Raw genomic sequence first — 12,641 nt, forward strand, 5'->3', positions numbered from 1 at the left:
CGCACCCGCGGGGATGGCCCCGCCATCGTCGCCCAGCGGCGGTGCGGCTTCTGGCGCTCCCCGCGCCCGCGGGGATGGTCCCGGGCCCGGCAGCGTCGCATACCGTGCGCCCTGGTGCTCCCCACGTCGGTGGGGATGGTCCCACCGAGCGGATCAAGAAAGTCGGCGAGTCGTTGTGCTCCCCGCGCCAGCGGGGATGGTCCCCTCGGCGCCGAGTACGCCGGTCTCACCCTGGAGTGCTCCCCGCGCCCGCGGGGATGGTCCCACCAACAGCAACAGCGCGTACGCGCTGGACATGTGCTCCCTGCGCCCGCGGGGATGGTCCCGTGATCCAGGGGCAGCCCGCTCTCCGGCCGCGTGCGCCCCGCGCCCGCGGGGATGGTCCCGAGTGCTACCACGGCCGCCTGCCGCCCTACGCGTGCGCCCCGCGCCTGCGGGGATGGTCCCGTGATGTCGTCTACGGTCACGTTCGGCAGCCCGTGCTTCCCCCGCTCGCAGGGATGGTCCGCTGTTTTCTTGATGACTGCCCCGGGGGTTTGCCGGACTGGAGGAGGCCCCAGATGATTCGTGCTGGGCGTCTGCATGTGGTGCGTACGCTGGCCGATATTGCGGTGCGGCAGGGCATCGCGGTGCAGACCCTTCTCAACTCCGGGCGGCATCTGGCGGAGGGTTTCCCGGCGCCGTTGAACGCGGGTCGGACGCGGTTGTATGACGGCGAGCAGGTGGATGCGTGTCTCGCGGGCCTTCCCGTTCCGCCGCTTCCGGTGACCGATGACGACGAGGACCTTCTGGATCGTCAGGAGGCCGCCGCGCTGCGGGGGATGACCGCGCAGCGGTGGGACCGCCGCAAGTTGGATCCTGCTGTGAGTGAGCATGTGTTGCTGGTGGGCGGGGTTGAGCATTGGCCGCGCCGTGTCGTGCGCGATCACACTCCCACGCCCCGCCGTCATGCTGGCGGTGGTCGGCCCGCCGGCGTGGGGGACCAGGTTCCCCGCGACCAGCTCCCGGCGCTCGTCGCGCAGCTCTTGGACGACGACCCTGCCCTCACCGCAGCCGGCGTCACCGACCGTCTGGGCGTGCACCCCGACACGGCGCAGGATGCGCTGACCCAGTGCCGTGCGGAGCGGATGGCGGAAGTGATGGAGCAGCGCGGGGGGACGGCCGCCGAGGCCGCCGCCGCGCTCGGCTATCCGGCTGGCCTGATCCGCCGCGCGAGCGTCCGCGCTGAAGCCGTCCTGCGCAGCCGCCGGGCGCGCTCGTACCTCGTCGCCGTCGCCCAGGTTCTGCACGCCCGCGGCTGGATGACCACCGACTCCCCGCCGGCCGTTCAGTACCCCGAGGACGACGCCTGCGTCGCCGTGCTCGTCCTCGACACCCCCTCAGCACCGGCGCCCGCTTTGGTGTGGTCGGAGCGGCACGGCTGGCGCATCGCGGTCTCCCGCCGTCATCCGCTCGGTCGGGGCGGGGCTTGGCTGCCGCCCGGCCCGGGGGTGTGTCACCTCGCGACCGGCACGACTCCCTTCCCCGCTGTCTTGGTGGACGCCCTCGACAGCACCGATCCACTGGAAGGCGATCAGCCTCCGCATCCGCACCGTCCGCGCCGCCGGCTGGTGCGAGTGTGAAGGCGAGTGCGGACGCGGCACCCACACCGGCCGCTGCCCAACCTCAACGGACAGCCCGCGTACTGGCACCGGCTCCAAGGTCGTCCTGACCGTTGCCCACCTCGACCACACACCGGAGAACTGCGACCCCATCAACCTCAAGGCGATGTGCCAGGGCTGCCACCTGCACTACGTGACCTTCGAGCTGTAGCGGCTACTCTGTACCGTGGGTCAGAGGTACGGCACCGGGGCCTTGTAAGGGCGCTGTGTCTGTGGGCGCCCCTGCGACCGGAACTGCGCGCCAGAGGTGTAATCGGAGGTCCCACGGCGACGCCCCCAGCCCCGCGTCGACCCCTCGGAGCTGGCGGCCGCGCCGACGAGGAGCCGACCCCCGCCGTCTGAGTTATCTCGGGTGCCGAGCAGGCAACAGGCATGTGAGGCAGGTGAGGCAGGTGGCCTCAGCGCACCGTGTCTGACAGATATCTACGGGTTGTTCAGGCACGTAAGGCATGTTGAGTCTGAACCGTTCCCGTGCCCAGGGCGTCCATGTGGGCACCCGACACCGTGGAGCCGCCGCACCATGAGCACACCTTCAACAGCGCCGTCCTGGCGGCATTGCGCGCACGGCGCGGACGCGACCAGCGATCCCGTCGGCTGCCGCGGCGTCCACGTCGCCGGCCACACCGCATGCCTCGCCCACCTGGCCGATGCCGACCGCGACGCTTACCTGGCCAACCTGACTCCCGGCGCCAGCATCGACCACCGAGGCACCACCTTCACTGACTCCCTCCTCACCACCCTGCTCGACGCCCTCCAAGACCCCGAAACCGGTGAGGCCCGCTTAGGTACTGCCATGTTCTGGCAGGCGATATTCGAGGGCAGCGCCGGGTTCAACTCGGTGACCTTCGAAGGCGACGCCGTGTTCCGGGAAGCAACCTTCGAGGGCTACACCACGTTCGAATCGGCGATCTTCGAGCATACCGCCATGTTCGATTCGGCAACTTTCGAAGGAGACGCCGTTTTCTGGGGGGCGGCTTTCCGAGGCGAGACCTTCTTCCAATCGTGCACTTTCGCGGGCGGCTTCGCCGCGTTCGGGGAAACGTCTTTCGGGCAAGTTGCCATCTTCCGCCATGCGGCTTTCAAGAGCGACGTCGGGTTCCGGGAGGCGACCTTTAAAGGCTACGCCCAGTTCGGAGGGGCGACCTTCGAGAACGACGTCGTGTTCTGGGGGACGACTTTCGAGGACGACGCGTCGTTCTGGTCGGCGACCTTTGTGAAGGCTGACCAGTTCGGCCCTGCGGTGTGTGCTGGGCAGGTTGTGCTGTCGGGTGCCGTCTTCGGCGGCCCGGTGACTCTCTCATTCGCTGCACGCCGTCTGGAGTGCCGTCGCACTCGATGGTCACAGACAGCGGAGATCCGTCTGCGCTTTGCCACGGTGGACTTCGCTCATGCCGTGTTCGAGTACCCCCTCACGATCGCCGCCGAGCCAAGTCCATTCGTACTCAGTGACGGTCGACCGCTCGCCGAGAATCGTTTACCGAGTACGTACGACCTCGGGGTGCGGGTAGCGTCGCTGCGTGGGGTGGACGCGGCCCACCTGGTCTTGGCCGACCTTGATCTGTCGGGATGTCTGTTTGCTGGCACGGTCCACTTGGACCAACTCCGTCTGGAGGGGGCCTGCACTTTCGACACGGCTCCGCCGGCCGTGCACTGGCGGCGCTGGTCGCCCGTGCGGTTCACCGCACGCCGTGTCCTCGCCGAGGAACACCATTGGCGTGCCAGCCAGCCGGGAGCAGTGCGGGGCTGGAACGTAGCAGTCCTTGGCGCCGGGCGGGCGGGGCCGTTGCAGCTCGCTCCGGTGTACCGGGCTTTGCGCAAGGCGTTCGAGGACGGAAAGCACGAGCCGGGGGCGGCAGACTTCTACTACGGGGAGATGGAGATGCGCCGCCACGCCGACGACATCCCCCGCAGTGAACGGGGGTTGCTGACCGCGTACTGGGCGCTGTCCGGCTACGGCCTGCGCGCCTCCCGGGCCCTGGCCTGGCTCGGCGCGGCCATGCTCCTCACCATCGTCCTGCTGATGGCCTTCGGCCTCGCCCAGGAACCCCCGAAGCAGACCGCGACCGGCACCGTCCCCGCCGGCGGGGGCAAGGTCACCTTCGAGATCGACAAGGACGATCCCCAGAATCCCACCGGCAACCGGTTCACCGGCGAGCGCTTCGAGAAAGCACTGAACGTCACTATCAATTCGGTGGTCTTCCGCTCCTCCGACCAGGACCTGACCACCGCCGGCACCTACATCGAGATGACCTCCCGCCTGACCGAACCCGTTCTGCTGGGCCTAGCCGTCCTCGCCGTCCGCAACCGCGTCAAACGCTGACGGCCCTGCCCCGGCGTGGCGGAGCCCAGGGAACGGTTCGGCCGAACCGTGCTGGACCGCGGCATGACGGTGGCCAAGCTCCGCTGCGGCCGCCGTATCAAGGGGGAACGCCTACGGCGCCCCGCCGTACGGCTGGCAGGCCCTTCGGTCGAGTTCCGCACGCTAGGAGCGCGGTGCGCAGTCCGGCCCTTCAGCGAGCCCACGCCTTCATGGGGTCTCTGATCCAAGACTTTGCCATCAACGTCCTGAGCGGCGTACTCATCAGCCTGTCGGGCTTGGCCATGCGCAGACTGCGCCGCCGGGTGGCTCGTCGGCGGAGCGAGCTGGCATCGTCAGCCGACACCACTAGCAACGAATAAAGACAGACGGCGACGCGCGATGCCGGACAGACAAGCTGTCTGGCCGGGCCGTGTCGTCCAGGACGCCCATCATCCGGTGCGACCTGCCCCTGTCCCGTTGAGCCGGGGGCCCGTGCCCCCGGCCCCCGGCATCTTTCCGCCGGGCGTCATGAAGCGACCGCGCCACCCGAACGGAGATCAAGGTGTCCGTACGCCCCATCGAGACCGGCTACGCCGGGCACCGCTTTCGCTCTCGGCTCGAAGCGCGTTGGGCCGTCTTCTTCGACAATTTGGACATCGTGTGGGAGTACGAGCCGCAGGGCTACGCGGTAGGCCCGGAAGGTGACCGCCAGCCGTACCTTCCGGACTTCTGGCTCCCCAAGGAGAAGCTCTGGGTGGAGGTGAAGGGGGCGGAGGAGCAGCTAGACGTGGAGCTGCTTGTACGCGCGACCATCCCGCACTTCGGGCTCCCGAATCCGGCGGGCCCGTGCTGGATCAGCGAGCACCAGGCCCGGTTGCTCATCCTCGGACCGGTCCCACTGATCCAGGCCGTGCCCAAGACCGGAAAGCCCGCTGGGTACATCCATCCGGCTCACGTCCTTCTGAGCTTTCGCAAGGGCGATGTGTTCGAGGGGTGGGCCGCCTTCCACTCCTACGGCATCGAGATGCACCCGGAGGGCGGTCTGGTCGGCAATGACGGGCCTGACGTCATCTGGCACACCCGCGGCTCCGACTGGGGGAACTGGCTCCAGCCGGCCAGTTACATGAACCCTGACCACGACGACCGTGTACAGGCCGCCTACCGCTCTGCACGCTCCGCTCGCTTCGAGCACGGCGAGCGGCCCTGACGACCAAATGCGTTCTACCACCCAGCGGAAAACACCCAGGCCAGAGCCGTGTTCTACGCCTCGCTCAGCGATCACGGTCGGATGCCGCGCTGCCAGAGGAGGCGACGGTACTTGTCGTGGTCGTAGCCGCGGTCGGCGAGGAGCGCGTCGGGCCGGCGTCTGGGACGGCCAACGACGCCGGCGACGGCTGGAAAGACAGCACTCACACGGTGGTTGGGGGCGGGCGTGGCGAATGTTCCCGTGTTTGTAGTGCGGTTCATACTGCCCTTCCAGTTTTTGGAACGGCAGTAAGCGATTCGTCTATGCCCACTCGACGCCCAGCTCCCGGAGCGCGTCGAGCTGCTCGCCGGTGAGCTTGTCTCGTCTCGCGCGAGTGTTCGATATCCATACGCCCAGCTTTACGGTCATCGGGGCCGCCTCGCCGGCGACGGTGACCTCTTCGCTGTGGTCGCGCGGGACCGGCCGGCGGGCGCCTTCCCGTTCGACCCACTGTGCGAGGGCTGCCAGTCCCCGCTGGAAGGCCTGCTGTGCCTTGCTTGGGCCCCTCGTCACGCGCCCGGCCGGGGCGGGGGACGGCGCCTCAAGCGGCTTGACGCCCAGCGCGGTCAGCCTGTCCTGCTGCTCGGTCGACAGCTGCGCCCAGGTGCCCGATTTACGCTGCTGTTGGAGCCACCGTCCGATGTCATCGCCGTCGAACCGCACGCCGGGTGCGATGTCCGGTAGTACTCCGCCGGGCTCGTCCTCCGCGAGCTGGGCGAGCAGTCGGTAGTGGCGTTGCCAGTTGAGTGGCCAGGGGCAGTTCCAGTCCGGGTCGATCTCCGTCAACCGCGCCGCGCGGTGCTCTGCCCGCTTGGGGTCCTTGCCCAGACCGCCGTTCCAGCGGAGGTTGGCCATGTGCTGACCGACCGGGACCATCGCCTCGCCTTCGCCCCACACCGCGTCCTCGCGGTGCGAGGTGGCCGGTCGCCCGCCGGTAGGAGCGCAGCGCGGCGAACTTGGCCTCCCACGCCTCCTCGCCCGGTTCCCAGACCATCCCGGCCTCTGGCGCGTCCAGCAGGGTCTTGCGCCGCGCCTCCAGTTCCCCGGCCCGCAGCGCCTTGCGCTGCTGGTGCACCCACCGCCCGAGGGGGAAGTGCTTGGTGACGCCGACCTCGACCTCCGCGTCGTAGGGCACGGCGTAGACGCCGGTGATTCCGTTCTCCGCCCGCCAGCGGATCAGGGCTTGGTAGCCCTCCAGCCACACGAGCGACTCGGGCCGGTAGACCCGGGTGCGCAGGAAGGCCGCGATGGTCGCCGCGTCGCGCGGGCTGGAGAAGTGGAGCAGGGCGGACTGGGCAGCGGCGTCGGTGTCGTCCTGCTGCTGGTCCTCGCCGTCGCCCTGGCCGCCGGCCCCGACGATCCGCCCTTCCTCATCGCGCTGGAGGTGGACCTTGCGCTTGCCGCTGGTGAGGGCGCGGGAGGCGAGCTGCTCGACCAGGTGCTCATCATGCGAGCGCAGGCCCTGGAGCACGGCCACGAGCGGCTTGAAGCTGGCGGAGGCGACCATGTCGGTCGGGTCCTCGCCGGGCTCCAGGAACACCGGCACGATGATTCGCGCGATCTTCGTGCTGCCGTCCTTGTTGAGGCGGAGCGCGCGGCCGATGTTCTGCACGATCTCGACCTGGGAGCCGCGGGTGTCGGCGAAGCAGACGGCCTCAACTCCCCGTTCGCCGGTGATGTCCACGCCTTCCCCGAGCACGCGAACGCTGGCGAGGAAGGCGCGGTGGACCCGGCGTCCGGCGGCGTCGATGCCGTTGGCGAACTGGCGGATGACCTCGCGCCGCTCGGTCACGAGGTGGTCGCCGCACAGCCACGCCGACCTGACGCGGTCCGGGGGTACGTGGCGGCCGGCCTCGAGTTCGTAGAACGCCGCGTCGATGGAGGACCTCGGCAGCTTGTCGGCGGCGCCGCGGTCCTCGTCGGTGGCGGTGTGGTCGGGCATGAGGTCCGCGACGGCCGTGCGGATCGCGCCGCGGCTGACGCCGTGGTCGCGGGCGAGGGCGGCTATCGAGCGGCCCTCCAGGTACGCGGTGCGCACGGCGTCGGTCGACCTGGCCGCGATCGCGGGGCGGCGTCCGCCCTTGCTGGCGTCGGCGGAGGAGACGCTCGAGCAGACGAGCGCCCACTGGCGCGGGACGCTGGCGTCAGCCGGCCTGGACTTCGACACCCCCCGCCCGGCGTCGGCCGTCCTCCCGGCGATCGTGGCCGAGCTGGAGCGGCTGGTCTGCGGGCTGACGGTCGTGCGCGAGGGCGGCAGCCCGAGAAACCTGCCGCCGAAGCCGAGCGCCGGGATGGACGCGGTCAGCGCGATGGAGTGTGCGGCCATGTTGCGGGAGCTGTGCGCGGTCGCTGAGCGGGGCCGTGCCCGCAGCCAGGGGGAGTGGCTCAACCCCGGGTAATCCAACGGCCTGTAGGGGCCACGCTGCCGCTGCTACCCTGCGAACATGGCGAAGAACATCGAGGTACCGGTCGATGACGCCGCGTACGCGGCGCTCGAAGAAGAGGCCGAGCGCGCCGGAATCACGGTGCAAGAGCTGGTCGGCCAGGTGGTCACGCACGACATAGGCCGCCGCCGGTTCATGACCGCCGCAGAGCATTTCACGTCCGCCTGGGGACCGGCCTTCGACGAGGCCTTCGGCACCGCCAACCCCGGCGGTGCCGCCGCGTGATCCTGCACGTAGACCGCGCCTGGCTCCTGGACGTCGCGCACCAGCAGCTACGCACGGACCCTGACGTCACCGACTGGGGCAGCCTGGCGGCCGCCGTCGCACGTCACGCCGACGAGGTCATGGGCACCCCCGTGTATCCGCAGGCGCATCACCGGGCGGCCGCCCTCATGCACCTCTTGGTGCGCGTGCCCGCGCTGGAGTCGCGCAACGAGCTGTTCGGAGCGGTCGCCGCCGCGGCGTACCTCACCGCTTCCGGCCTGACCGTCACCGTCGAGCCGAAGGAAGCCGCTGCTCTGGCCCGGCGCGTGCACGAAGGGCTGAGCGTCCGTGACCTGGCCCACGAGATCCGACGCCAGTGGCTCACCGGCTGAAGCAGCGGACAAGATCAAGGCACGGACTGCCCGGCCGCGAGGCTGAGCCGTAGAGTGCACGCAGAAGGGCCCGACGCCTCACCCCCCGGAGGCGCCGGGCCCTTCTGCGTGCCGGGCTTACGCGTGGGCGCGGGGCAGCACATCAGCGGCGGACTGCGTGGCACCAAGAGAAGACTGCTGAACCATGACCCCAGTATTCCGTGCCTGCCGCAGGAATGGCAGCGCGAAAGCGCTTCTGCCAATCCGATTCCGGTCGGCCGGGCCGCGCTGAGCTACGGCGGCTCATCGGCTGCTCGAAGCTCATCCCCGATCGCCAGCGGCACCTCGCCCCGGCCGAATCGGCCGAGCGTCGCCGAGGTGCGAGGCTCTGACCTGCGGTGTTCTTAGAAGGGCGCGAAAAGGACAGCCAGTGGGAGGCCTGCCGGTCTGCCAGGTAGGCAGGAGTCCCTGCGGCTGTGTCCCGTGCATGCCCGGGCACGATAGCGATCTCACAGAGCCACGGAGTGCTGGCCAGCGGCATACCGGATCAGCCGTCGGTCCGACGTCCGCCGCACGACCCCAGCTCGGCAGAAGGAGATGAAAGGTGGTGACCATGAGGAGGACGAGCGAGCAGGGCTTTGCGGTCGGTCGAGGATGATTCGTGAGGAGCTGATCGAGGCCGCCCTGGCAACCGGCGGGCTGGGGCGGGACGAGCGAGCCTGACGGGGCCCGCCTCCCGGCGAAGGCCCTCGCACGCGGGGCGGGCCCGGCCGACGGCGGCCTTCAGTCGAAGGCCGACACAATCTGGTCGATGATGGCGCGGATGCCGCTCCAATCCGCGTCAGGGTGCGGCCCGCCGACCCGGTGCGCCCTCACCTTAGCCAGGAACCGTTCCTGTGCAAGACGCTTGTCTTGGTCAGCCAGTGCTCCCTGGTACCGGCCCAGTTTCGGATTCCACGACTTCCACTGCACGGGCATGAGCCCGGAGTCTGTCTGCAGAACGTCCTGGCCGAGGTAGAGCTCAAGTGCTCCTGCCCGGCCGTTGACATCCGCGGGCACCGGGTCGTCGGTGTACGGGCCGAGGGTCGGGTAGTGCTCCAGCTCTGGCAGCGACGGGTAGAACATGACCCGGCAGCGTCCCGGCAGGCTCCGCGTCAGGGTCTTCTCCATCCCGGCGATGCCTTCGGTGTCGTTGTCGGCGATGGCCACGAAGCGGTTGGCGACGCCGGCGGCCACGAACGCCGCCACGTTGCGGGCCAGTTGGGCCACTCCCCCCTCCACGCCGCCGGAGTCGTAGTCGAAGAAGGTGACGAATCCCTTGAGGTGGGGATGAGTGACCTCCATGCCCATGGACAACAGTCGGGCGTCGGTCGGCCCTTCAGTAAGCACGAGGAGCGGGGAGCTCCGGGTGAGGTCGGCGAGTTGCTCGGCGCGCGCCTCCTCCGCGATCGGCTGGGCGGCGTCGAGTTCGACGCAGCATCCGGTGAGCTGGGTCAAGTCCAGGCCTGCCGTGCTCTGAGGGGCGGGGGCGCAGTCCAGGAGCAGCCGTACGAAGTGGCGGCTGTCCATCCGCATGGCGAACTCGTCCAGCGAATCGTCCAGCAGTTCGTCGCGCCCGCCGCTCTTGTTCTCTTCCGGCGGGAAGGCGTGCGCGTCCGAGGCGAGGAGTCGGCGGATGTGGTCCTCCACGGTCGCCGTGTCCAGGGTCGCGCCGTGCGGCTCGCCTCTGATTGCGGTGATGGCTGCGGCGAGGGCCTCCCGGGCTCGGATCTGGGTGAACCCCTGTACCTGGAGCCGCTCGCGGAGCGCCATCACCGTGGTCTGGTAGGTGAATTCGGCCCATGGCTGCCCGTCGTCATGAGTGTGTTCGACGACCGGGCACCGGTCCTCCTCGGTGAACAGCGCTGCCACGTCCGGCAGATAGCCCTCCCGCGCGTACAGGAAGGTGTGCCCCGCGATCTCGAGGTAGGAGTGGTGTCCCATGGGGACAGAGTGGCAGGGGCCTCCCCTTTGGCGCCGCTGATATCCGGTACCGAACACGTGGCCGCCTGCGACACGCGATGGCGAACGCCGGGTAGTCGGGCTGGCCACGACGCTGTCGGCGCGTCTGCGCGGTGTCGTCTGGGCCGTTTGTGCATACAAGCGAATTCCTCAGACCCTTTCACGCGAGTTACCACGGCTGGCTCCGGCCGGTCGGTCAGTGCCGGAAGCTTCGCGTCGAACTCACGCGGCGTGCCCAGGACGGTGCTCATGTGGCGGCTGAGGCGCCTCAAGGAAATCCGAGGGGAGCAGCCCGGCGCCACCGTCACCAGCCCGGGCCGGTGACGCCGTGGTCGGGGCGTCCGCGTCGGGAATCACGACGATCCCGCCGACGTGGTCAGTGACCCATGTCGGAGGAGTCCGGCCTTCCAGGACGTCGCGCACGTAGCCGGGGACCTCCGCCCGCAGACCGCAGAGCATGTGAGCGAGGTACGGCACGGAGAAGTGCCCGTAGTCGTTGGGGACGTTCTCGAAAAGGGCGCCGGTGACCGTGGCGGCGCGTTCCATGACTGCCGCGCCGGCGAACTGGCCGTGCCTGATCCGCTGGACAGGCCGGAGAAGTTCCTTTGCCACCCTGCGAGATCCTCGCTGCGACTGCCGCAGGAAGCGCTCAAGGTCCTGGTCCAGCCCGCGCGCGAGGGGCACGATCGGCGCGTCCAGGCCGTCGGGGCTGGCGATGTCCTCGACGGGAACGGCGTCGTGGAAGGCGCTCACGCCCGCGTTCTTGGCGTCCAGGCCGACCGCGTTCTCCGCCACCAGAGCGGAGACAGTGGACACACCGACCCGGTCGCGCTCCTTGCACGGAACGTCGTCATGAGTGCGGTCGCAGGCCAGAGTCGATCGGTACTGGGCGTCCCCGCAGTACAAGACGTACGCGGCGGGGACATGGAAGCGGTTCGCCGCCTTGATCAACTTCGAGAGCTGCGTCCGGTCGTCGCCGCGCGTCTTGTAGCTGAAGTCGATGCTCCAGCGCTTGCCGTGCAACTTCAAGATCTTCGCCTGGACCAGGAGCCCGTAGCAGGTACCGTCCCGATCCACCCACCACCACAGCCAGTCGGCTCCGTTCTCCTTCTCCTCGTTGGCTGAGCACTCGACGAACCGGATGCGCGGGGATGCGGTGGACAGGAGCACCTGGGTCGCCGTCACCTCACGGAACATCCCGCCGGCCTCCAGCATCCCCGCCATTAGACGATCCACTGCCGTCCGACCCTGCCGGAGCGCCTCATGAGGGCTGGTCTCATGCCCGGAGAAGTGACTCAACGCGGCTGCCCTTCTGCGACTTGGCCATGGCTTCCTCATCATCCCCCGGCACCAGGTCCGTCGTAGCCGATCCGGCGTCCTCGTGACCGCCTCCCGGGCCAGACTGCGTTCGATCCGCGCCGGGCCCCGCCACGCGATCGGCTTTCCCGATATATGCGTTAGGCGTGCGCAATGTGACATGCCATCAGGGCGGTGTGCAGAGGTTGGCCCAGGCGCTCGACGACATCGACGGGCGGGCCTACAAGCGGTGGCACTCGCTGCGGTACGGCAGCATCTCGCCGGCCCTGATACGGGCGATGGCGGACGAGCTTCTCGACCATGTCGCCGCGCGAACGGTGACGGAGCCGGGGCTCGACGCCGCGGCCGGCACGGTCGCCGTCACCGCCGCGGAGTGTGTGCACGGGGTGCTGAGCATCATATTAGGTGGGTCCGAGGAGCTCTCCCCAGGTCGGGTCAGAGAGATCGGCGTCCGGAGCGGCCTGGGCGACGGCCGCGAGCACGTCGTGGAGGCGGCCGAGCGGGGGCGAGGTGTGATCGCCTGCGATCTCTTGGACCGAAGTCACGTTGTCGGGTAGGCGGAGGAGAAGTACATCCCAGCTCATGGCGGCCTTCCGGATGGAGTCAGGTAGTGGTTGCGGTGCGGTCAGATAAGGCTGAGCTGCTCTCCGGGCGGCTGCGGCAGGAGCACGCCCCGCAGGCGGCGGATAGTCGCGCGCCAGGGGCCGCCATCCGATTCCGCCCATAGGTCCATCAGCTCGGACGGGTCGGTCATGACGCGGTCAAGGGCCTGAAGGGCGAGATCGCGCAAGCCGGTGAGATCAGGAAGCGGCTCTTCCGGCCCATACACGGGATCGGCAGGTTCGCCGCCAGAGCATTGCGCGGCGACGAGGGCGGCCGCAGCAACGGCTTGCTCAGATTCGGGTGCTTCCAGATCGCCCGCGGTGTCGATCAGACGGGTGAGGATGCCGCGGACGATGCCCTCACGTTCGCCTGCGGCTGCCTCGTCGAGGTCGTCACAGAAGTCTGCTGCGGTGTCGTTGTCGAAGGGGCCGACATCCCAAGTGCCCATGGTCTCTCCAGATCAATCTTGGTCTTGACCGAGGCAGCCTGACAGAG

Annotated in this window: 10 protein-coding genes, 2 pseudogenes and 1 CRISPR repeat array (1 of these 13 running past the window's edge); of the genes and pseudogenes, 7 read left to right on the top strand and 5 right to left on the bottom strand. The window is 69.2% G+C overall.

What is annotated here, in order from left to right; translation table 11 throughout:
* Window positions 1-508: direct repeats of the CRISPR family, unit length 29 nt; unit sequence GTGCTCCCCGCGCCCGCGGGGATGGTCCC; it begins 1,611 nt to the left of the window's first position.
* Window positions 509-560: 52 nt separating this feature from the next.
* The 3 genes from ABZ478_RS32825 to ABZ478_RS32835 all read left to right on the top strand — a co-directional run bounded on the left by ABZ478_RS32825 (window position 561) and on the right by ABZ478_RS32835 (window position 5,167).
* Window positions 561-1,622, top strand: a complete 1,062-nt coding sequence (locus tag ABZ478_RS32825; protein WP_359555209.1) for a hypothetical protein — start codon at window positions 561-563, stop codon at window positions 1,620-1,622.
* A gap of 559 nt (window positions 1,623-2,181) precedes the next feature.
* Window positions 2,182-3,981: a pentapeptide repeat-containing protein gene (locus ABZ478_RS32830; RefSeq protein WP_359555210.1), complete on the top strand. Its 1,800-nt coding sequence runs from the start codon at window positions 2,182-2,184 to the stop codon at window positions 3,979-3,981.
* A gap of 541 nt (window positions 3,982-4,522) precedes the next feature.
* Window positions 4,523-5,167, top strand: coding sequence for a hypothetical protein (locus tag ABZ478_RS32835; protein WP_359555271.1), 645 nt, complete (start codon window positions 4,523-4,525; stop codon window positions 5,165-5,167).
* A gap of 9 nt (window positions 5,168-5,176) precedes the next feature.
* Here ABZ478_RS32835 and ABZ478_RS32840 read toward each other — a convergent pair.
* Window positions 5,177-5,358 (bottom strand): annotated as a pseudogene (locus tag ABZ478_RS32840) (IS5/IS1182 family transposase); the annotation flags it as partial.
* 109 nt (window positions 5,359-5,467) lie between these two features.
* A pseudogene (locus ABZ478_RS32845) lies at window positions 5,468-7,172 on the bottom strand (Helicase associated domain protein).
* Window positions 7,173-7,236: 64 nt separating this feature from the next.
* On the opposite strand from ABZ478_RS32845, the gene ABZ478_RS32850 reads away from it, so the two are divergent.
* The 3 genes from ABZ478_RS32850 to ABZ478_RS32860 are packed head-to-tail and all read left to right on the top strand — an operon-like array spanning window position 7,237 to window position 8,246.
* Window positions 7,237-7,605, top strand: a complete 369-nt coding sequence (locus tag ABZ478_RS32850) for a hypothetical protein (RefSeq protein WP_359555213.1) — start codon at window positions 7,237-7,239, stop codon at window positions 7,603-7,605.
* Between the two features lie 45 nt (window positions 7,606-7,650).
* Window positions 7,651-7,875 carry a hypothetical protein gene (locus ABZ478_RS32855; protein WP_359555214.1) on the top strand — a complete coding sequence of 75 codons (225 nt, stop codon included), beginning with the start codon at window positions 7,651-7,653 and terminating at the stop codon, window positions 7,873-7,875.
* On the top strand, window positions 7,872-8,246 hold the full coding sequence (locus ABZ478_RS32860; RefSeq protein WP_359555215.1) for a fic family toxin-antitoxin system, toxin component: 375 nt from the start codon (window positions 7,872-7,874) through the stop codon (window positions 8,244-8,246). Before ABZ478_RS32855 ends, ABZ478_RS32860 begins: the two co-directional genes overlap by 4 nt.
* A 762-nt stretch (window positions 8,247-9,008) precedes the next feature.
* Here ABZ478_RS32860 and ABZ478_RS32865 read toward each other — a convergent pair.
* Window positions 9,009-10,208, bottom strand: coding sequence for a HEPN/Toprim-associated domain-containing protein (locus ABZ478_RS32865; protein ID WP_359555216.1), 1,200 nt, complete (start codon window positions 10,206-10,208; stop codon window positions 9,009-9,011).
* Between the two features lie 240 nt (window positions 10,209-10,448).
* Entirely contained in the window at window positions 10,449-11,441 is a 993-nt protein-coding gene (locus ABZ478_RS32870; RefSeq protein ID WP_359555218.1) for a hypothetical protein, read from the bottom strand.
* A gap of 248 nt (window positions 11,442-11,689) precedes the next feature.
* Between ABZ478_RS32870 and ABZ478_RS32875 the strand changes: the two genes are divergently transcribed.
* Window positions 11,690-12,100, top strand: coding sequence for a hypothetical protein (locus ABZ478_RS32875; RefSeq protein WP_359555221.1), 411 nt, complete (start codon window positions 11,690-11,692; stop codon window positions 12,098-12,100).
* Between the two features lie 68 nt (window positions 12,101-12,168).
* Here ABZ478_RS32875 and ABZ478_RS32880 read toward each other — a convergent pair whose 3' ends face one another.
* Window positions 12,169-12,594: a DUF4259 domain-containing protein gene (locus ABZ478_RS32880; protein ID WP_359555223.1), complete on the bottom strand. Its 426-nt coding sequence runs from the start codon at window positions 12,592-12,594 to the stop codon at window positions 12,169-12,171.
* Window positions 12,595-12,641 lie beyond the last annotated feature (47 nt).

Origin of the sequence: Streptomyces sp. NPDC005706 (assembly GCF_040631045.1) — a bacterium.
In the GTDB taxonomy this organism is placed as follows: domain Bacteria; phylum Actinomycetota; class Actinomycetes; order Streptomycetales; family Streptomycetaceae; genus Streptomyces.

Coding starts and splice junctions, on each gene's coding strand:
- ABZ478_RS32825 (WP_359555209.1), top strand. CDS start 561: ATGATTCGTGCTGGGCGTCTGCATGTGGTGCGTACGCTGGCCGATATT.
- ABZ478_RS32830 (WP_359555210.1), top strand. CDS start 2,182: ATGAGCACACCTTCAACAGCGCCGTCCTGGCGGCATTGCGCGCACGGC.
- ABZ478_RS32855 (WP_359555214.1), top strand. CDS start 7,651: ATGGCGAAGAACATCGAGGTACCGGTCGATGACGCCGCGTACGCGGCG.
- ABZ478_RS32865 (WP_359555216.1), bottom strand. CDS start 10,208: ATGGGACACCACTCCTACCTCGAGATCGCGGGGCACACCTTCCTGTAC.
- ABZ478_RS32870 (WP_359555218.1), bottom strand. CDS start 11,441: ATGCTGGAGGCCGGCGGGATGTTCCGTGAGGTGACGGCGACCCAGGTG.
- ABZ478_RS32880 (WP_359555223.1), bottom strand. CDS start 12,594: ATGGGCACTTGGGATGTCGGCCCCTTCGACAACGACACCGCAGCAGAC.